This window comes from Anabaena sp. FACHB-595 (assembly GCF_048568275.1).
In the GTDB taxonomy this organism is placed as follows: domain Bacteria; phylum Cyanobacteriota; class Cyanobacteriia; order Cyanobacteriales; family Nostocaceae; genus Trichormus.
Map to the genome: position 1 here is coordinate 5,850,372 of NZ_CP183473.1, position 21,082 is coordinate 5,871,453.

The following is a 21,082-nucleotide window of genomic DNA, read 5'->3' on the forward strand; positions in this document are numbered from 1 at the left end:
AATTTATTTGTCTACCTCTAGAGCAACTTAATTTGGCTTGGTGGAAGGGGATTGGCAAGAGGAAAAGAAGCCCTCCTTGTGAATTTACCTACCAAAAAACACAGAAATGGGTAATTCCTCATCAACTCCTTACGGGTAGGTGAGGGGGTTCTTTTTGTTCAGGGTAACTGTAGTTTTTTGCTTGACTGGGTAAAGGAAGAGAGATTTATAATTGTTATTTAACAGATAACAAGCATGGCAGCATTGTTAGGACGAGATTTGTTAAGTCTGGCAGACTTGACTCCTACAGAACTTCAGGAACTTCTGCAATTGGCGACCCAATTGAAATCGCAACAGTTGAAGTTGCGGTGTAATAAAGTATTGGGTTTGTTATTTTCTAAGGCTTCAACTCGGACACGAGTCAGTTTTACTGTGGCGATGTACCAACTGGGTGGACAAGTAATTGATCTCAATCCGAATGTGACTCAAGTTAGTCGGGGAGAACCAGTACAAGATACTGCACGAGTATTAGAGCGATATTTGGATGTTTTGGCAATTCGCACTTTTGAACAGCAGGAGTTAGCAACTTTTGCTGAGTATGCGAAAATTCCTGTAATTAATGCACTCACTGATTTAGAACATCCTTGCCAGATATTAGCGGATTTATTAACTGTGCAAGAATGTTTTGACTCAATTTCTGGGCTAACTTTGACCTATGTTGGTGATGGCAATAATGTCGCCAATTCTTTGATGCTTGGCTGTGCTTTGGCGGGGATGAATGTGAGAATTGCCACTCCTAGCGGATATGAACCAAATCCGCAAGTTGTCGCACAAGCACAAGCAATAGCTGATGGGAAAACGGAAATCCTCCTAACTAATGACCCAGACTTAGCAACCAAAGGTGCATCGGTACTTTACACTGATGTTTGGGCGAGTATGGGACAAGAAGCAGAAGCAGACGATCGCTTTCCTATTTTCCAACCTTATCAAATTTCTGAGCAGTTATTAAGTCTGGCTGAACCAAATGCAATTGTTTTACATTGCTTACCAGCCCATCGTGGTGAAGAGATTACAGAAGAAGTAATCGAAGGTTCTCAATCACGAGTTTGGCAACAAGCGGAAAATCGATTGCACGTTCAAAAAGCTTTGCTTGCTAGTATCTTAGGGGCAGAGTGAACGGTTAAAGGTCGAAAATAAAAAGGCAAAAGAACAGTAACTTATGTTTCTTTTGCCTTTTAAATTTTTATTTTTATCTTGTTATTAGAGATATTTTGTAGTACTAATGTTCTAGGGACATTTATATTTATCCTCCCTATTATTTTATGGAACGCCTAACAGAAGCGCAACAAGAACTTTATGAATGGCTGGCAGAATATATCCGTATTCACCAGCATTCGCCCTCAATTCGTCAGATGATGCAGGCGATGAATTTAAAATCACCTGCACCTATCCAAAGTCGTTTAGAACATTTACGCACGAAAGGATACATTGAATGGACTGAAGGTAAAGCCCGAACAATTCGAGTTTTACAACCTATTAAGCAAGGTGTGCCGGTTTTGGGAGCGATCGCCGCAGGTGGTTTAATAGAACCATTCACTGATGCTGTCGAGCATATCGACTTTTCTAATTTCGTTTTACCTGCTCAAACTTATGCTTTGCGGGTAACTGGTGACAGCATGATTGAAGATTTAATTACCGATGGGGATTTGGTATTTTTGCGCCCAGTTCCCGAACCAGATCAATTAAAAAATGGTACTATCGTCGCTGCCAGAGTGGATGGTTATGGTAATACATTAAAACGTTTTTATCGAAGTGGCGATCGCATCACTCTTAAACCAGCCAACCCCAAATATAACCCCATTGAAGTTGCAGCCATACAGGTAGAGGTGCAAGGTTCTCTGGTTGGTGTGTGGCGCGGTTATATGTGAATGACTGGAGACTGGGGGGAGATGGGGAAGAATTTCACCTACCTTGTTTCCCTCATCCTTCTCATCTTGTCAATGTTCAATCCCTAGAAATTTTGAATTTTGAATTTTGAATTGGTATTATGTACCTGAAGCAAGCACCAGTGCAGCAATTTCCTGCTTTCCGGCTCAAATTACCATTTGTCAGGGAAAGTCAAGGTAGTTATCAGACTCAGCCATTACCAGGGTGTCCTAGAATGCCGTTATCTGTGCAGTTGCGCCAGTATCAGCGTCAAGCTATGACTAACTGGTTTGCGAACAATGGCCGAGGAACGCTGAAGATGGCGACTGGTAGCGGGAAAACTATAACTGCACTGGCGATTACTTGCGAGTTATACCAGCAGATTAGCTTACAGGTGTTGTTGGTGGTGTGTCCCTATCGTCATTTGGTGACACAATGGGCGCGAGAATGCGAGAAGTTTAATTTACAACCGATATTAGCCTTTGAGAATTTACGCAGTTGGCAAAGTCAACTTTCTACCCAACTTTACAATCTGCGTTCTGGTTCTCAAGGCTTTGTGACTGTGATTACTACCAATTCCACGTTAATTGGGGATGGGTTCCAGTCACAACTCAAGTATTTTCCGGCTAAGACTTTAATTATTGGTGATGAAGCCCATAATTTAGGCGCACCTAAGTTAGAGGAAAGTTTACCCCGGCGGGTGGGTTTGCGACTGGCTTTATCGGCGACACCAGAAAGATATTTTGATGATGGTGGTACGCAATCTTTATTTGATTACTTCGGCCCAGTTTTACAACCAGAGTTTACTTTACGGGATGCGATCGCTCAAGGTGCTTTGGTGCATTATCTATATTATCCCATCTTAGTAGAGTTAACTGAGGCTGAAAGTATTGCTTACTTGAAACTAACTAAACGCATCGGGCGATCGCTATTATATAGAGAACGGAATAATGGCGAATCACCTAATTTTGAAGACAACGAAGATTTAAAGCCTTTATTAATGCAACGCGCTAGATTAATTGGTGCAGCAGCAAATAAACTCAAAGCTTTACGTCAATTAATGGCTACTCGCCGGGAAACCACTCACACACTTTTTTATTGTAGTGATGGTTCATTAGAAACAGGACAGCGTTCATCACTCCATCAACTCAAAACTGTGGCGAAAATTCTGGGCGGAGAATTAGGGTATAAGGTAAGTACATACACAGCGCAAACATCTTTACAAGAAAGAGAAGTTTTACGTCGTCAATTTGAAAGTGGCGCATTACAAGGTTTGGTGGCAATTCGCTGTTTAGATGAAGGGGTGGATATTCCGGCAATTCAAACTGCCGTGATTTTATCAAGTTCTGGTAATCCTCGTCAGTTTATTCAGCGACGGGGTAGGGTTTTACGTCCTCATCCTAGTAAGGAAAGGGCGACTATCTACGACATGATTGTTTTACCACCAGATTTGGATAGGGAAACCATAGAAGTTGAACGCAATTTGTTAAGAAAAGAGTTGCGGCGCTTTGTGGAGTTTGCCGATTTAGCTGATAATGCTGGAGAAGCTCGCATCAAGTTGCTGGATTTACAAAAGCGATATGGGTTATTGGATGTTTAGTCATTACTCATTCTTCTATTGTTAATTTTGTAAAATTTTGTTCACTGGCTGAAAATATTTGTAGTCAATATGCGAGAATAATATTGATTATAATGGAATGTGAGTGAAATTTTTAAAACGACAAAAAATCCATCATGATCAATATTGAATTTATGTAATTAAGTATATCAGTAAACAGCACGGAAATACGGTCATTTTTATCAAAAACATTTAAAATCTTCCGAGCATAATCCGCCTAAATTAAAGATAAGAGTAATAGTGGCTTTACTGAGGTGAAATCAACGATGCAGGGGGCTAAAATAAAGCATAACCTATTGCCCAATGAAGATGTCTCAAGAGCAAAATATTGATGATGTTCAGGAGCCAATTATTAATGCACCGCCGGAGGTACGGCAAATTATTGAACGGGTATGGCATTTGGAAAAAAACAGACTAGATAAAAAAAGCAATAGCCCAATCAATGATGATATTTTGACAATTGTGAAGGAAGCGGTGCAATGAAGCTGACTTCAATTAAACTATGCAATTTTCGCTCTTTTTATGGCAGAACACCGGAGATAGTTATCGCTGGGGGAGATGTTCTCAACACTACGATAATTCATGGGAATAATGGCTCAGGTAAAACTAGTTTACTTAATGCCTTTACGTGGGTATTATATGAGAAGTTTAGTGCAGCTTTTGCCTCGATAGAACAACTAGTTAATAAACGAGCGATCGCCGAAGCTAAACTTGGACAAGCTGTAGAATGTTGGGTAGAGATTAACTGGGAACACGAAGGTAAACGCTACAACGTCAAACGCCAGTGTAAAGGCTATAAAAATAAAACCGACTTTGCCATAGGTAAAACAGAATTACTCATGCAGGTAGCTGGGGATGATGGTAGATGGTATTACCCAAGCCAGCAACCAGAAGAAATCATTGGGCAGATTTTACCAGTTAGTTTACATCAATACTTTTTCTTTGACGGCGAACGCATAGAAGAAATCGTGCGTTCTGATAAAAAAGCGGAAATTGCTGAAGCTACTAAAATCTTTTTGGGTGTGGAAGTAATTAACCGTTCTATCAGACATTTGGGTGAAGCTAAAAAAAGTTTAGAAAATGAGTTAAAAGCAATTGGGGATTCCGAGATTAAGCAGCTTTTGCGTGAACAAGAGAAACTAGAACAAGAGATTGAACGCATTCACACCAGACAAACAGAAATTAAGCAAGAATTAGAATATCAGCAAACCTTTAAGAAAGAAACAGGTAACCGTTTACAAGAACTGAGTGCTGCTAAGGAATTGCAACAGAGACGACAAGAATTAGAAAATCAAAAAAACTCAAATCAAGAAAGCCTCAGACAAACTAGAGAAGCACTAAAAAAGATTATTTCCGCACGGGGTTACACAGTATTATTGTCAGATACTACAGCCCAATTTCGGACGATCATCAATCAACTTAAGCAACAAGGTGAATTAACTGCGGGAATTTCGCGGGAATTTATTCATGAATTATTAAAATCCCAACGCTGTATTTGTGGTGCAGACTTACATGAAGGTAATCATGCTCACACAAATGTGAGTCTCTGGTTAAATCAAGCAGGTTCCTCGGCTGTAGAAGAAACAGCAATTCGTATGAGCGCCCAAGTAGACGAAATCGATAAGCAAGCGATCGCATTTTGGGAAGAAGTTGATAAGGAACAAGCGAGAATCAATCAGTTACGTCAAAATATATCTCAAGTTGAAAATGAATTAGAAACTATTCAAGAACGCTTACGCAAAGACGCTAACGAAGAAATTAGCAGTTTACAAAAGCGGTTAGATGAGATTGAAAGTAAAATTGATGAATTAAATAGAGAACAAGGTGCAAATCAGCAAGAAATTTCTCATGTACAGGCTGATATTGATGCTTTAGTTAAACAAATTGCTAAACAAAAGCTCAATGAAGAAAAGCAGTTATTAGCTCAAAGACGGATTAACGCCACACAAGACGCAATTGAACGCTTAACAGAAGTCAGAAATCGGCAAGAAAATCAGTTTCGACTGCAATTAGAAAAGCGCTTGCAAGAGATATTTAACTCCGTATCTTTTACGCCTTATGTACCTAAAATTAGCGATAAATATGAGTTAACTCTGGTAGAAAGTACATCAGGGATGGAAGCATCAGTTGCAGCCTCTACTGGTGAAAACCAAATTCTCAGTTTATCTTTTATTGCCAGTATTATTGATAAAGTCAGAGACTGGAGCGAAAAACGCAAAATCTTAACGGTACCTGATAGCAGTACTTTTCCCATCGTCATGGACTCACCATTTGGGAGTTTAGATGAAACCTATCGTCGGCGCATTGCTCAAACATTACCTGAGTTGGCTAATCAGTTGATAGTGTTAGTAACAAAAACTCAATGGCGGGGAGAAGTGGAAACAGAGATGACAGATAGAATTGGTAGGGAATACGTGCTGACTTACTACTCTTCTAAGCCAGATTGTGAACAAGATTATATTGAATTGAGTGGGGGAAGATTTCCTTTGGTGAAACAAAGCCCGAATGAGTTTGAATATACTGAGGTGATAGTGGTAGAGAGGGAGTGGTGATATTCAGCACAATTTTGAGAGGTTATTTATAGCGATTCTTCGTGAAGATGGGTGCATAATTATTGTTTTTAAACGCGGAGGAGCGCGGAGAGTTTTTATTAGTGCATTTGAAAAAAAGGAGTTGGTTATGGTTGCAAGTCCAGACCGGAATTATATGTCTCCTCAAGAATATCTGGAATGGGAAGAACGCCAAGATATTAAATATGAGTATGTCAATGGTGAAGTTTTCGCCATGACTGGGGGAACTCTTCCTCACACTACTATTGCTTTAAACTTAGCCTCAGCATTAAAAAGCCATGTACGCGGTGGTTCCTGTCGTGCTTTTATGTCTGACGCGAAAGTAGCAGTATCTGAGGGTATGTCGTTTCATTACCCTGATGTTGTTGTGAGTTGTGATGAAAGAGATAAACAAGCCACTAAATTTCTTCAGTATCCTTGTCTAATTGTCGAAGTTTTATCTCCAAGTACGGAAGCTTACGACCGAGGTGCTAAATTTAAGCAATATCGCCGCATTCAAACCTTAAAAGAATACGTCCTAATTGATGCAGAAAAAATCAATTTAGATTGTTTTCGATTAAATGAAAATGGTATTTGGGAGTTGTATTCTTACGAAGAGGGAAATGAGGTTTATTTGCAGAGTGTTGATTTTCGCTTTCCCATATCTCTGGTTTATGAGGATGTATTTTTGGGTTAATTTTTACGCAGAAATGAGGAGAGATTGTTAGATTAAAATTATCTGCACTTCTTATTAGGTGGTTGATGAATATCAAAACTGAGGCGAATATTGAAGAATTGTACAGCTTACCTGACAATTGTAAAGCAGAAATTGTCAATGAAAAATTAGTGTTGATGTCTCCAACTGGATTTTTACCAGGACGTGCTGGGGGTGAAATTTATGCAAGTCTGCGGGACTATGAACGTCTGACAAAAAGCGGTTACGCTTTGCCCGATAATGTTGGTTTCTTGATTAATCTTCCTCATCGACGTTCGTTAAGTCCTGATGCTGCGTTTTATCGTGGACAACCTACAGGCGGAAAGTTTCTGAATGGTGCGCCTGTGTTTGCGGTTGAAGTGAGAAGTGAAAATGATTATGGGGATAAAGCCGAGGAAGAAATGGCAAAAAAACGTCGTGATTATTTTGCGGCTGGTACTTTGGTAGTGTGGGACGTAGATGTACTCAAAGAGGAAGTGATTAGAGTGTATCGTGCTGACAACCCAGAACAAACGCAGGTTTATCATCGTGGTGAAGTAGCAGAAGCTGAACCTGCATTACCAGGATGGTTTATGCCAGTAGATAATTTGTTTATGTAGACTGTGTGGGCGTAGACGCAACCCATCGCTCTTTTACTTGGTATAAACATATAAGAGGTAACACGCGTACCCTTCGGTTAAAATAGCAACAAAGTAGATATTCAAGTCATGGCTGCAAACAGAATCAGGGTTGCTAAAGATAAGGCTGAGTTGGTGAAATCGCTTTTAGCATCAAAAGACACAACCGGGCCTTTTCATACCTATGTAGAAGTTATGGTATTTGCAGCCGCATTGGGCGTTAAATATAAAAAGCGAGTTCCGCTTGGTGAAACGACTAAAAGGGAACCTTCCCCTATTCCCCAAGAAAATTTTGCATCATTAGGACATGAGCTAATCATTAAATTATTAGCCGTCAATGAAACACATGATATAGAAATAATTTCTTCCAGAGAAGAAGAGTATGAAGATAAACGTACCGAAATATTTGAAGAATATGCCAACGGAGGACTAGCAATATTAGAAAATGAATTACGTGGTTCCGTTGATTATTCAGAACGGATTCTCTTATTTTTAATTTCCGAGAGAGATAATAAAGAAACATTAGAAGAAGAATTTGATTTAAGTAAATTCTTACCCTAATTCAAATTAATATATGAAAAATCTAGATTATTATTGCCAGTCATTTTCTCAGTTAAATGTAAGTAGTACTCGCAAGCGTGGTAATGCTCAATATAAACCAATTTTAGTTTTAACGGTAATTGATTTGATTACCCAAGGACTTATTACTGATAATCAAATTCGAGTTTCTGAAGAATTAATTCAAACATTTACTCGTTATTGGAGTATCTTAGGTTCTGAATCTTATAAAGGTGGTTTACACTATCCGTTCTTTCATTTACAGAGTGATGGGTTTTGGCACTTAGTATTTAAGCCCGAATTTAATGGATTACAACCAAAAACAACTAATAAGCTGAAAGAAGCTGTTGAATATGCTTATCTTGATAAAGAACTATTCAATTTTTTACAAGATGAGTCTCCCAGACAAGAATTAATTGATGCACTGGTAACAACGTTTTTTCAAGAACAACAGGATGAACTTGAAGAGATGTTACAAATTAATCAATCTTTTCAAGATGCTGACTTAGCTACAGAAACATCATCTGGCTCAATAAACTTAGACAATAATCCAAAATGGGGTTGTAGAAAAGCAATTATTAGAAATGCTTTTTTCCGAAAAACTATTGTTCGCGTTTATGACTACAAATGTGCATTTTGTGGTTTAAGAGTGACTAAAGCCATAAATCAAAATATTGTGGATGGCGCACACATCAAACCATTTGCACAATTCTATGACAGTAGAATCCATAATGGTATTGCTCTTTGCAAAAATCACCACTGGGCTTTTGATCGTGGTTGGTTTACTGTGGATGAGCAGTATAAAATCATTGTTAGCAAAGAATTACAAGAAATATCCCCCCACAGTAAACCCATGAAAGATTTTCATGGCGAAAGACTACTCCTACCAAATCAGGAGCAATATTTACCAGAGTTAGAATCCCTGCAATGGCATCGCCAAAATGTATTTCAAGCGTAGTTACAAGACGGGCGGAAGCCCTACCTCCTTTGGTTCAACTAACTCACCATTAAACCCAATTGTTTTATTTTCTACAGTCCTAGCATTAGCCAAAGCTTTACGAAGTTCAGCACGTTCCATAGAATCTTGAATTCCGCCAAGGATATAAATTAATAACTTCGTCGCCAATTCCTTTCCTGAAACCTGCACTCGCTTTTTATTAGGGTCATACAATACCCCATACCACAGAGATTGGGGGTATTCCATACCAGTAAAACCCCCTTGCTGGTCAAACTTGCGTAACTTTTTAAAAATGCTGGCTACAGACAAACCTTTTTTAAAAACTAAAAATCCTAAAGCTTGCGCTAAAGCCACTTGTGCTACAGGACGAAAAAGTATATTTGCTTCACCACCGCCCTTTTCAAAACTGAAGCGTCTTAAAATAGGTGTATCTTCGTGTTCCAAAATCTTATAACTAGGTAAGCTTGCCAAGTTATCAAAGAGTTTGGTGAATTCTGCAATTCCCTCCTCAATTTCCTCATCTTCTGGACGCATAGGAATTAAACCTTTCTCAAAAGGTTTCCAGTGTGGGAATTTTTGACCCAAGTATCTTTCTGACATATCTTGCAATGCTTGCAAAGTTGTCAAAACTGTGGAATTTGCTGCAACTGTTGCACTATTCCAATTAACGCGGGGGTTACGATTTGGTTTTTGTTCCAAAAGCGGATGAGTAACTGCAATTTTTCGCGCCACAATTGCAAAACCATCATCTTCGTTTAGCTGTGCTAACTGACCTTTAGTTAACGGTGCAGCCATTAAGTTAACATGGACAAAAACTGACCTTACCCTTCGCCTTGCTTCGGTGCGAGTCTCCCCAGCATTCACCGCACAAATGAACTCAATACCTATTTTTTCTTTGGGTAAACTTTGTAAATAATCAGGGTCTACTTGATACTGCTCTAGCAAATCTGACACCGTGATAAAACTATCATCAGCCGTTTTATCCTTTTTGTATCGCTGGAGTTTGCCAGTTTTGATTAACTCTATCAACCCCTGCACTCCCATTAATCGATGTTGTCCATCTAATGCGTAAATGCTGACGTTATCCTCAGACACATTGAGCAAGCCGACCTTACCATCTTGATCCAGGGGTGTAAAATCAGTAGTAGACTTTCTCGCACATCCTTCACTATCCCACTCATCAGCTTTGTGCTTATCTACCCAAGACTGATTAATTACCACTAGGACTGGTGGAAACTTATGATTTTTTCTAGCTGCTAAATACTGAACAAGTGGCGCTTGACGTGACCAGTCAAGGGGACGCTGTTGGATTTCGTCAATACTATCCGCGTCAATTTCGACGTTATCAGTCTCTGCATTATACTTTTTTTGCAGCAGAGGTAGACCAGAGGCAAAGTGAACCCTACCTGCAAACCATTCCAGCGTGACAGACCCGATATAAGCCTCTATACCCCCCATCTCGGTTTTTTGAACGAGAATTTGGTCTTCTTTCTGTAAAAACTTGTCCAAAAGTAAAGCTAGTACCTGTTTTTCCTTGTCTTCTCGCTCTAAGTAATCTCTAGCAATATCAGCAGTTGGGTCAGATGCGGTATCTCTCATATTAATTTTTAAAAACTTAGTCTTGTAGTGTAGCTATATTTTCCAAAAAGTTAGATACTAGTTAATCAGTTTTTAAAAACTTTTTGGCAACCCGCGCATTCCATTCGTTGGGTCAGAAAAAACGCGGTAACGCCCGAATGTTCACAGGTAGGAAGCAATGAGTACAACACAACAGCCAGAAAATAAAGGTCAGCAAAAACGTACTGTAGCAGAGTTAGTGGAGTATATCCAAGCTCTGACTACTGAAATTCAAGAATTGTATTGTTTAGATGCGATACCTTGGGTTGTTGGTTATTCAGGTGGAAAAGACAGCACTGCTACTTTACAGCTCGTTTGGAATGCCATATCATCTCTACCGCCAGAAAGGCGGAACAAAACAATATACGTTATCACCACAGATACCCTAGTAGAGAATCCTATTGTTGCTACTTGGGTACGAAATTCTCTCAAAGAAATGACTGTGGCTGCTAAAAAACAAGGAATGCCAGTTGAACCCCATTTACTACAGCCAGAGATAAAAGAAACTTTCTGGGTGAGCTTGATTGGTAAAGGTTATCCAGCGCCAAAAGGAAAATTTCGTTGGTGTACAGACCGCCTAAAAATTCATCCCTCTAACCGATTTATTCGTGATGTAGTCAGAGCCAAAGGGGAAGTCATTCTTGTTTTAGGTACGCGCAAAAATGAAAGTGTAAAACGTGCTATCTCGATGGAAAAACATCAAGCAGGCAGTCTCAGGGAACGTCTCAATTCTAATTTAATTTCATCTAAATCCTTACTATACAATAGCGCCAGCCTACCAAATTCTTTTATTTATAGTCCTCTAGAAGATTGGCGTACAGATGAAGTTTGGATTTATCTTAATCAGTGGCAAAATCCTTGGGGTTACAACAATAAAGATTTATTTTCTATGTATAGAGGAGCAACAGCCGATAATGAATGCCCCTTAGTTGTTGATACTTCTACCCCTAGTTGTGGCGATTCTCGGTTTGGATGCTGGGTTTGTACAATTGTTAATAAAGATAAATCGATGGAGGCGATGATTCAGAATGATGAAGAAAAAGAATGGATGCAGCCTCTATTAGATATCCGTAATGAATTAGATAATGAGAATGACCAAGATAAAAGAGACTTTCGCCGTCTTCGCGGGGAGGTTCAACTAGTTGAGCGCCATAAGGATGGAGAAACTCGCGTTGAGCCAATTTATGGGCCTTATACTAAAGATTCGCGCGAATATTGGTTAAAACGATTATTAGAAGCACAAACCTACATTCGCCGCACAGCACCAGAAAATATGCGCGATATTACTTTGATATCTCTAGAAGAACTGAGCGAAATTCGCCGTATTTGGTTAGAAGAAAAACACGAATTTGATGACAGCTTACCCCGCATTTATCAAGAGATAACTGGTGAAGAATTCAAAGACCCGCGTCCTGGTGCAGACCTGAGTTTACTAGGTAGCGATGAATGGTCTGTATTAGAAGAAATCTGTGCAGGTGATGGTATGCACCTGGAACTGATGGCGAAACTTTTGGACACAGAACGCCAGTATCGGAAAATGTCTCGTCGTGTGGGAATCTACGAAACTTTAGAAAAATGTTTTGCTACCAGTTCTCGTTCTAAGGATGAAGCAGTTAAAAATGCTCATTTAAAACGAGATTTGAAAACAGCAGTTGAACAAGGTGATATTGAAAAAGTCAAGCAGTTAACTTTAGCAGACTTTAGCGCGCCTGATTTAATGACAAACGCACCTAATACACCAAGTGATGAAACCAGTACCACAAAATCAGGTGCTAAGGCGAAAGCTTGGGCAAATAAGAAATTCAAAAATAAAGAGACAAAGCCTTAAGCTGGTTCATCGTCGTCACCATCTCCCAAGTACAACCTGATAAACTCCTCTGCTGCGGCTGGATTAATTTTCTTCAGCGCATCCCGAATTTCCAGCACTGCATCAGCTACAGGGTCCATTATCTCATTTACCCAACGATGAACATTGGAGCGCCCAGTTCCCATTGTTACCGCTAACTTGTTTTGGCTGATGCCGTAGATTTCTAACACCTGTTTCAGCGCCTTTCCTGCTTTTCCCATGCCTCTGATTGTGTCAAAGGCCTATGACTAAGTAAATGTGCCGTATAAGCGACAAAAGGTGTAATATACTTATGTCCCTTATAAGGGACAATACGTTTTATTTAGGAAAACATCTGAATCCCAATGACTAAAAGCTTCTTGGCAGATACCTTTCTAACTCCTACACCCCTTGTTTCATCGGATGAATCAACAGAAACGACACCAGCCAGAGAGTCTGTAAAAGTAGTAATTTTCGGAACCAAAACAGGTGTCAACAACACAATTCTCACACTCTACAAACTGGGTTTTGCTCAAGTTAACGAATGGAGTCCTTTGTTACCTAGTTCTAACCCTGGTGAAGTGATGAGTATATTAACAAGGCATATTGCGATGACTTAACTTAAAAAGTGGTAACGTGGGCAATGCCAACCTAACCTTACTTCTCTGTGTTTCCGTGGTGAAAATGATTTCTAACCTACAGAGATACAGAGATAAAAATTGCAGTTATACATACTAAACCCATCACTGTGGGTTGAACATAAATTAATGATATTTCTCGAACTCGTTCTACAAAACTTTGGCCCCTATTCTGGGAGACAAGTAATCAATCTTGACCCCAGAAGTGAAGACAATCCTCACCCAATTATTCTATTAGGGGGGATGAATGGAGGTGGAAAAACCACACTCATGGACTCTATCCGCCTGGCTTTATATGGACAACGCGCCCAATGTTCTACCCGTGGCAATTTAAGTTATGGTGATTTCTTAACTCAATGCGTTAATAGTCAAGCTAATCCTACGGAAAAAACGCGGGTTGAATTGCTTTTTGAACATATTGAAGATGATAAACCGATAAAATATCGGATTGTGCGAACTTGGGAAAAAAACCCTAAAGATGGTAAGGATGCACTAGGGATTTTAGGTGATGATGACACCTGGCCTGTGGATTCTCTGGTGAATATCTGGGATGACTATATAGAAAATCTTCTCCCTTTGGGTATTTCTAATTTATTTTTATTTGATGGGGAACAAGTTAAAGAACTGGCAGAACAAGAGACACCACCACAAATTGTGATTGAAGCTATTCGTGGATTGTTGGGTTTAGAATTGGCGGACAGATTAGCTGTTGATTTAGAAATTTTGGTCAATCGCAAACGTAAGGAACTGGCTGAAACTAAAGATTTAGCTGAACTGGAAGAAATTGAGCAGAGGTTAAAATCACAGCAAGAAGATTATCAAGTTATAGAGGAAAAGTTAGTAACTTTTAAAAATGAAATTGAAGAGTTAGAAACTATACAGCGAGAAGCTTTAGATAAATTTGTTTCTGAAGGTGGTAAGATTGCTGCCGAACGCAATCAGCTAGAACAACAACAAAAGGAAAAATCTAGCGCCGCCGAGAATATTAGACAGTCAATGTGTGAATTAGCGGCTGAGGTTTTACCTTTGGCGTTAATTCCTAATTTATTGAGTCAATTACAAACTCAGGGAGCAAAGGAATTTCGCTATCAACAGATACAATTAGCTAGAGATGTTTTACTTGAGCGAGATAAACGCTTATTGCAATGGTTAAGTGAATTAGCAATTGGTTCTGAACAGGTAGATAAAATCCAATCTTTTTTAGTGGAAGATGTGGATAATTTATATACAGGTTACGCCCAAGCAGAAGCACCTTGGTTATTAGCTGATGAAGAAAGTTTAAGTCAGTTAGATAATACCAGATATTATTTACAAAATGCTCAAATTTTAGCCAGGCAGCAATTAACTAATCTCAAAAGTATAGAAGAAGAGTTGATTGTCTTAGCTAGACAGGTGCAGACAGCAGCAGAACCAGAAGCTTATCAAAAGCTACGCGAAACTGTAGAAGCAGCACAAAATCAAGTCGTTCAAGCTAAGGCTAATTTTGAAACAACTCGTCGTATTTCATCAGAATTAGCAGACTCTATTGAACGAACAAAGAAGGAATTGAAAGAATATACTGATAAAAATATTGATACTAAAAATAGAGGACACATTATTACTTCAGCCGCTAAAGTTCAAGAAACACTGAAGGTTTTTCGGGAAAAATTAACTCTACGAAAACTCAACAAACTAGAGGAAGAAGTAAAAAATTGTTTCCTCTATCTACTGCATAAATCAGATTTAGTATATCGCCTGACTATTGATACTAAAACCTTTGCCTTATCTCTGTTTGATTTCAATGGTAAACCTGTTCCCAAACATCGCCTGTCAGCAGGGGAAAAACAACTACTAGCGATCGCCTTTCTCTGGGGATTAGCCAAAGTCTCTGGTCTGCGTTTACCTGTAGCTATCGATACACCCCTCGGTAGACTTGACTCCTCCCACCGCCAAAACCTAGTAGAAAAGTACTTTCCTGCCGCCAGCCATCAAGTAATTCGCCTATCTACCGATACTGAAATCGGGAAAAAGGAAGTAGAAACACTAAGGAGTAATGAGGCGATCGCCCGTGAATATCTTTTAAAATATAATTCAGCTACTCGTCAAACAAAGATAGTAGAAAATCAATATTTTTGGTAGATATTGCCGTAAAGTTGAGCAAATAGTAATTTATGCTATCACCACATTTACAAGCTATAGAGCGTGATATACGTACGCTGTCATTAGCAGAACTAGAATGGCTGTTAGAACGCATTACCAAGCAAGTGCAAACAAGGAAACAAACATCAGATAAATTTACTGATATGCAATATATGAATGAACAACTAGCAGCAATGGCTAATGATTTGGAAGTGCAGACAGAAATTAGTTTGATTAATCACGAATTTAATTCTACAGAAATGGATGGTTTATAAAAACTGTGAGCATCGAAAGAGGACAAATTTATTTTGTCAATCTTAATCCAGTACATGGTAGAGAACAGGCGGGAGCAAGACCTGTTTTAGTTTTATCTACAGATGCTATCAATCAATTACCTTTAGTTATTACTGTAGTTGTAGGGACAAAAGGCACAAATATTAAGCGCGATTATCCAACTAATATTCGGGTTTCACCAAGTGACAGTGGGTTAGTTATAGAAACAGTATTCCTATGTTTTCAAATTCGTTCTTTAGACCCCAACCGCTTTCCCACTGACCCATCAGGTAAGCTTTCAGCATCCAAAATGCTGGAGGTTGAAACTGCTGTTCGCTACTGTTTGGGGTTATGACCAAAAACCATCTTAATTTCTGTAAAACTTAATTATTAACAAAGACTATGGAATCGCCCATCGAAAGAATTAAACTCTCGCAAACTGCTAAAGACCAATTATTAAAACTCCGCCGCAATACTAAAATAGACCAATGGAATATCCTCTGTCGTTGGGCTTTTTGTCGTTCTCTCGCCGAAACCACTCCACCTTCCCCTGTCCCCATTCCCCAAGATAGCAACGTCGAAATGACATGGCGCGTTTTTGGCGGCGAAATCTCAGATGTTCTCCTCCTCGCCCTGAAGCAACGCTGTCATAATGATGGCTATTCCACAGATAAAGAAACTTTAGCAACCCAGTTCCGCCTACATTTACATCGTGGTATCGGTTACTTAGCAGGCGACCCAAATATCAAGAAAATTGAAGACTTAATTGAGCTAGCAATCAAAGATAAAAATGATATGAGTTAGTGATTGACATTGATGTAGCCGTCGCACTGGTTGACTCGAAATATGATGCTCTGAATCTTCCAGGCGATCGCCCTTTGGTGATAATTTAAGGTGTGTTGACCAGATATTTGTAGAGGTCATCAATTATTCTATTAGCTCCCATCGCCCCCCCGACAGTCCAATTTACCCTGTACACTTGCTTATTCTGAACAGCTTTCAGTTTTGACCAAATAGGCTTTTGTAGGAAAGATAAAAAGTCGGGATTTGCAGATTTAAAATCTTGACTCAAATGTTCTGTCATAATAAATAAAATATCTGCATCGTATTTGGGTAAAACTTCAATACTTAAAGTTAACTCTAGTTGTTTTTGATTTTTCTGAATTAGTTGTAATCCAACGTCACTCAGAATTTGCCCATAAGTAATAAAATCTGGTCTGTAGCTATAGAAAATATCTGCTGAACCTGCAAGATAAATTACAGATATTGTTTTTGTTTCTAATTGTTTTCCTAATTGCTGTCGTAGTTTTTGAATGCGATTTTGATACTGAGTCAGGAGTTCTTCGGCGCGATCGCTCTTTCCTAACACCTGGGCTACATATCGTAGTCTTTCTTTAAAATCGTACATAGTAGTAAAATCAACTAGTACAGTAGGTGCGATGCTGGAAAGCAGTTTGTAAGAACTCTTGAGCCAAGTTAACCCCAAAATCAAATCTGGTTTTAAACTGAGAATTTTTTCTAGGGAAGGCTGAGTTCCAATGTTTCCTACCACTGGAACATCAGCAAGTAAATCACTGGGTATACCTCGAAATTTTTCCTCACATTCCCGACAATACGCCACACCAACTGGCTTTATCCCCAACGCCAGTACAGAATCGAGAACTATATTTTCTTCTAAGACAACAACTCGCTGCGGTTTTAGGGGAACTTTCACTTCACCTAAAGTATTGCTAACGGTTCTTGTGGCTATTTGGCTTTTTGCTGACTGGGGTATGTTGTGGTTACAAGCTGCGATCGCTAAAACCACAACTATTGTCAGCAGGAATAGTAAAAATTTGGAATTACGCATTAAAAATCCCAAGAAATTGTACCTGAGATGGTGAATGGATCGCCTCGCAACACGAAATCTCTATTGGTAACAGAGACGAAATAGTCTGTATCAAAGATGTTTTTCATGTTCAATGCAAATCTGAGTCTATCTCGGCGGTAAAAAATACTCGCATCGGTACGGAGGTAGCTGGGTACTTCAAAGGAATTGTCTAAATCTCCCGCACGATCGCCAATATAAAATAGTCCTAAACCAAACCCCAATCCTCTGAAATCTCCTGATGAAATTTCGTAAGTTGTCCAGATATTAAAGCTATGTTCAGGAACATTAGTTAAACGATTACCAGACGTGTAAGTATTATCTTCAACAATTTCTGCATCCGTGTAGGCATAGCCAGCAAAAATTTTCCATCCTGGTAATATTTCTCCAGCAATATCAAATTCAATTCCTTGACTACGTTGTTCACCCGTTTGAATAGAAAAGCGGGAATTATTGGGATCTGTAGTTAAAAGGTTGGAACGTGTCAACCTATAAAGGGAAAGAGTGCTGGAAATTCGGTCATTCAAATCGGCTTTGACACCAACTTCATACTGAGTACCCCGTTCTGGTTGAAATAGATTCCCATCCGCCGATCTACCTTCTGTGGGGTTAAAAGACTGACTGTAACTAGCGTACAATGAAATGGCGGAAATGGGTTTATAAACAATACCCACGCGAGGTGTAAAGGCATCACCCGCTTGAATTTCAGTGGTATTATCTAAAAAATTTTTATTCTTTTGTGTAAATAAATCAAACCTACCACCTAACAACAGTTGGAAGTTTTCAGCAAATTTAATCTGGTCTTGAATATAGATACCCAGCGTATCTGTCAAACGAGAATTATCTTCATAGACTGCATCAATTCGACCAACAATTGGCTGACGATAGACAGGATTATAAATATCAAGTGGGGTTAATTCTGCTAAATCGATGCCAAAATTGTTAAAGTTATCAAATCGGCTCATATTGACACCAAACAATAACTGATGTTCAATTGAGCCAGTAAAAAAGCGTCCCGATATATCTGTTGTTAGGTTATAGATATTAGAATCACTTTCTGAACTATAAGTGCTACGATTGGCAGTGCGATTATCAGCGTCAAGACCAAGAAAGAACGCTTGATTGTTATCAGCATTATGCTCAAAGGTGACGCGAAAATCATTTCGTAATGACCAATTCTCGCTAAATCGATGCTCTAAGCGATACCCTAATCGGGTGGTTTCGATTTGAGTATCGCCTTCTGGTTCATAGACTGTGCGATTACGCGGAATCCGACGACCATCTGGCCCAGGTAACACTGTACCAACGGCTGGTAAGACAACAACTGTCCGAGAATCAATGGTTTTCTGGGAGTATTCACCCTCAAAAGTCAAGGTTGTATTTTTGCCGAGTGCTGCACTAATTACAGGTGCAATAAAGAATGACCGATTACCAACAAAATCAATGTAACTGCCAGAATTCTGATAGGCAAGATTGAGACGATATAGAAGTGTTTTGGAATCATTTAAAGGCCCGGAAAAATCAATACCACCTCGATATAAATCATAGTTTCCCACTGTGGCTTCTATATTATAAAAGGGGTTAGCTAGGGGCTGTTTAGTGACTATATTTACTGTGCCGCCTGGGTTGCCTAAACCATATAATACGGAAGCTGGGCCTTTGAGAACTTCTACCCTTTCTACATTGTATAAATCTCTAGTTTCCGTCAATGTGCGATCGGGTAACCCATTATTTAAGACGTTACCACTAAAAATCTCAAAGCCGCGAATTGTAAAAGAATCTGCTCTGTCCCCAGATCCTCTGGTAGGGTTAACACCACTCACATTTCTCAACGCATCACCTAAGCGTGTGGCTCGTTGCTCTTGGAGAACTTGTCGGGGAACAACCTGAATTGATTGGGGAATATCCCGTAGTGGTGTATCGGTTCTAGTTCCCACTGAAGCTGCTGGTACTCGATATTGATCTTGCTCTCCCGTCACCACCAACTCAATTGGTTCATCTGGCTGTGCTGCTGGTTGCTCTGGAATTGCTGGTGTTTCTGGTGGTTGCATTGCGACTTTTGCAGATGTCACAGCAACAATTAATCCTTCGTCTCCATCAAATAACTCCACCGCCGGTAAAGCTGTTTCTCCTACCACCGTTACCCGCACAGTATTACTGTCAATATTTGTCGCATTTATCTCTGTGATTCCCGCTATTGGTTTTTCAGATTTAAACGTGAAAGCATCGCCATTGACTAGTTGTAATTGTCCGCCAGTGATATCGACAATAAAATTATTACCTGTACTGCGATTGGTGACTTGCAGTTTATCCCCTTGGGTTGTCTCTAAAATTACCTCCACACCTTTATCTGTGGAATTGGCTTTTACTCCCGTAATAGCGATCGCCTCCCCAGGAGAATTAGTTGGTGCTTGTACCAACAATTGCGCCTTAGTTGCGTTAAGTTGATCATTTTCTGACTTTGTATTAGCCGCAGCAGGTTGAGACGCAAGTAATACTAAAGCTACAATCCATAGTTGCCTATGCCATAACCCAAAAGCCACTAAAGATTTTTGCATAACTCCTACACCAATAGATAAAAATTCTCAATTACCTCAGTAGAGTTAGATTACGAGGTTTGCGATAGTTCCGTCTATCTGTAGAGCTGCATTTTTTTGTCACTGAAGCGGCTTGTCACAAAAACTTTAAAATTTTGATGATATTAACTCAATTGTTTTTTGCCAAATTGAAATTCTTTAGGTGAAACTCCAAATTTCTGCTTAAAAGCCTTGGCAAAATAACCTAAATGTGAATAGCCGACAGCATTCGCTACTTCCGCAACTTGTATTTTACTACCAGCTAACATCATTTTTGCTTGCTCCATACGGTAATCATGTAAATAACCAAATACCGTAGTCCCAAACACTTCTCGAAAACAGTAACGCAGTTTGCGATCGCCTAAACCAACTAATTGCGCTAGCTCCAACAACGATGGTGGATTTTCGGACTGACGCATGATAATATCTCTAGCATGGTAGGCTTTTTCAATATCTACAGGTCGTAAATTTGCCACTGCTGTCATCGCTGGTTCGTGATGGGAAAACTGACTTAATTGCAGTGCTAATAATTCTAAAACTTTACTTTCTAAATACATCCGTTTCATCATTCCTTGAAACGGAGGTTTAAGGAGTTGCTGCAATACCATAAACATCACTGGTGTGATTTCTCCGACAGTGTAATGAAACCTTGGCAAATAATTTTTATTGATTAATGATTGTAAAGGAGCAGGTAAAGATGCAAAATCTTGACTAAAATTTTTAAATACTTCCATATCTATCTGGATGGTGATAAATAGAATTGTCTCTGCTGCTGTAAAATCGTGAATTTCATCTACGTTAGGTAAGTAAAATAAATAGTTTTTGCCTACCTGCTCAATATAATCATCAGGAATCTCTTTCATTACTGGGGTAACTGTCCGACAATTACCAGAGAGATGAAATTTAGAAATTAATGGGTAAGGATGAGCGTGAATACTCCAATATTTTAAGTTTTGATGCTGTCTTGCATCGGCTACAATTAATGTCAATCCTGGACGTAGCTCAACTGTGTAAGTTAATTCACTAAAAAACTTATTTTCCAATTGGTAAATTTCATCAAAGCCATCATGGTTTAATAATAGTTTGCCGTTGGTTTTGATACTTTCTTCCCATAGTTCGTCATATTGTTTTTCAGTGAATATATACATCTTTAATGATCTAGGAATTTTAAGCAGATACGATAGTTAGAATTGCCAGATATTCTTGGGTCAAGAACATTGTGCCGAAACGCTCTTCCAAACTAGTAAC

20 protein-coding genes are annotated in these 21,082 nt (G+C 39.2%); 15 read left to right on the plus strand and 5 right to left on the minus strand.

Annotation, left to right across the window (positions count from 1 at the left end; translation table 11 throughout):
- Nucleotides 1–234: 234 nt before the first annotated feature.
- The 9 genes from argF (at nt 235) to ACN222_RS24535 (ending at nt 8,920) form a co-directional block, all read left to right on the plus strand.
- Nucleotides 235–1,155 carry an ornithine carbamoyltransferase gene (argF, locus tag ACN222_RS24495; RefSeq protein WP_010999033.1) on the plus strand — a complete coding sequence of 307 codons (921 nt, stop codon included), beginning with the start codon at nt 235–237 and terminating at the stop codon, nt 1,153–1,155.
- A gap of 146 nt (nt 1,156–1,301) precedes the next feature.
- A complete protein-coding gene (gene lexA / locus ACN222_RS24500) occupies nt 1,302–1,907 on the plus strand; it encodes a transcriptional repressor LexA (protein WP_010999034.1) in 606 nt (201 codons plus the stop codon).
- Between the two features lie 119 nt (nt 1,908–2,026).
- Nucleotides 2,027–3,505: a DNA phosphorothioation system restriction enzyme gene (locus tag ACN222_RS24505; protein WP_010999035.1), complete on the plus strand. Its 1,479-nt coding sequence runs from the start codon at nt 2,027–2,029 to the stop codon at nt 3,503–3,505.
- A gap of 327 nt (nt 3,506–3,832) precedes the next feature.
- Nucleotides 3,833–4,006 (plus strand): hypothetical protein, encoded by a 174-nt coding sequence (locus ACN222_RS24510; protein WP_011318987.1) that lies wholly within the window; start codon nt 3,833–3,835, stop codon nt 4,004–4,006.
- On the plus strand, nt 4,003–6,075 hold the full coding sequence (locus tag ACN222_RS24515; RefSeq protein ID WP_010999037.1) for an AAA family ATPase: 2,073 nt from the start codon (nt 4,003–4,005) through the stop codon (nt 6,073–6,075). Before ACN222_RS24510 ends, ACN222_RS24515 begins: the two co-directional genes overlap by 4 nt.
- Nucleotides 6,076–6,202: 127 nt before the next feature.
- Entirely contained in the window at nt 6,203–6,769 is a 567-nt protein-coding gene (locus tag ACN222_RS24520) for a Uma2 family endonuclease (RefSeq protein ID WP_010999038.1), read from the plus strand.
- A gap of 65 nt (nt 6,770–6,834) precedes the next feature.
- On the plus strand, nt 6,835–7,386 hold the full coding sequence (locus ACN222_RS24525; protein WP_010999039.1) for a Uma2 family endonuclease: 552 nt from the start codon (nt 6,835–6,837) through the stop codon (nt 7,384–7,386).
- Nucleotides 7,387–7,494: 108 nt separating this feature from the next.
- Nucleotides 7,495–7,965 carry a DNA phosphorothioation-associated protein 4 gene (locus tag ACN222_RS24530; protein ID WP_010999040.1) on the plus strand — a complete coding sequence of 157 codons (471 nt, stop codon included), beginning with the start codon at nt 7,495–7,497 and terminating at the stop codon, nt 7,963–7,965.
- A 13-nt stretch (nt 7,966–7,978) separates the two neighbouring features.
- A complete protein-coding gene (locus ACN222_RS24535) occupies nt 7,979–8,920 on the plus strand; it encodes an HNH endonuclease (protein WP_010999041.1) in 942 nt (313 codons plus the stop codon).
- On the opposite strand, the gene ACN222_RS24540 is transcribed toward ACN222_RS24535, so the two are convergent.
- On the minus strand, nt 8,921–10,519 hold the full coding sequence (locus ACN222_RS24540) for a DGQHR domain-containing protein (RefSeq protein WP_010999042.1): 1,599 nt from the start codon (nt 10,517–10,519) through the stop codon (nt 8,921–8,923).
- A gap of 157 nt (nt 10,520–10,676) precedes the next feature.
- Between ACN222_RS24540 and dndC the strand changes: the two genes are divergently transcribed.
- A complete protein-coding gene (gene dndC, locus ACN222_RS24545; protein ID WP_010999043.1) occupies nt 10,677–12,365 on the plus strand; it encodes a DNA phosphorothioation system sulfurtransferase DndC in 1,689 nt (562 codons plus the stop codon).
- Here dndC and ACN222_RS24550 read toward each other — a convergent pair.
- Nucleotides 12,362–12,604 (minus strand): helix-turn-helix domain-containing protein, encoded by a 243-nt coding sequence (locus ACN222_RS24550; RefSeq protein ID WP_010999044.1) that lies wholly within the window; start codon nt 12,602–12,604, stop codon nt 12,362–12,364. The genes dndC and ACN222_RS24550 overlap by 4 nt on opposite strands.
- Nucleotides 12,605–12,727: 123 nt before the next feature.
- On the opposite strand from ACN222_RS24550, the gene ACN222_RS24555 reads away from it, so the two are divergent.
- The 5 genes from ACN222_RS24555 to dndE all read left to right on the plus strand — a co-directional run bounded on the left by ACN222_RS24555 (nt 12,728) and on the right by dndE (nt 16,195).
- Nucleotides 12,728–12,982, plus strand: a complete 255-nt coding sequence (locus tag ACN222_RS24555) for a hypothetical protein (protein ID WP_044522388.1) — start codon at nt 12,728–12,730, stop codon at nt 12,980–12,982.
- Nucleotides 12,983–13,129: 147 nt separating this feature from the next.
- The gene (gene dndD, locus ACN222_RS24560; RefSeq protein ID WP_010999045.1) at nt 13,130–15,118 is read left to right on the plus strand and encodes a DNA sulfur modification protein DndD; all 1,989 of its coding nucleotides are present in this window, start codon (nt 13,130–13,132) and stop codon (nt 15,116–15,118) included.
- Between the two features lie 32 nt (nt 15,119–15,150).
- Nucleotides 15,151–15,393, plus strand: coding sequence for a hypothetical protein (locus tag ACN222_RS24565; protein ID WP_010999046.1), 243 nt, complete (start codon nt 15,151–15,153; stop codon nt 15,391–15,393).
- A 5-nt stretch (nt 15,394–15,398) separates the two neighbouring features.
- Nucleotides 15,399–15,746, plus strand: a complete 348-nt coding sequence (locus ACN222_RS24570; protein WP_010999047.1) for a type II toxin-antitoxin system PemK/MazF family toxin — start codon at nt 15,399–15,401, stop codon at nt 15,744–15,746.
- A gap of 47 nt (nt 15,747–15,793) precedes the next feature.
- Entirely contained in the window at nt 15,794–16,195 is a 402-nt protein-coding gene (gene dndE / locus ACN222_RS24575; protein WP_010999048.1) for a DNA sulfur modification protein DndE, read from the plus strand.
- A gap of 85 nt (nt 16,196–16,280) precedes the next feature.
- Here dndE and ACN222_RS24580 read toward each other — a convergent pair whose 3' ends face one another.
- The 3 genes from ACN222_RS24580 to ACN222_RS24590 all read right to left on the minus strand — a co-directional run bounded on the left by ACN222_RS24580 (nt 16,281) and on the right by ACN222_RS24590 (nt 20,982).
- Nucleotides 16,281–17,240 (minus strand): iron-siderophore ABC transporter substrate-binding protein, encoded by a 960-nt coding sequence (locus ACN222_RS24580; RefSeq protein WP_010999049.1) that lies wholly within the window; start codon nt 17,238–17,240, stop codon nt 16,281–16,283.
- Nucleotides 17,240–19,816, minus strand: coding sequence for a TonB-dependent receptor (locus tag ACN222_RS24585; protein WP_010999050.1), 2,577 nt, complete (start codon nt 19,814–19,816; stop codon nt 17,240–17,242). Before ACN222_RS24585 ends, ACN222_RS24580 begins: the two co-directional genes overlap by 1 nt.
- A 143-nt stretch (nt 19,817–19,959) precedes the next feature.
- Complete coding sequence (locus ACN222_RS24590; RefSeq protein ID WP_190449741.1) at nt 19,960–20,982, minus strand: helix-turn-helix transcriptional regulator; 1,023 nt, start codon at nt 20,980–20,982, stop codon at nt 19,960–19,962.
- Nucleotides 20,983–21,082: the final 100 nt, after the last annotated feature.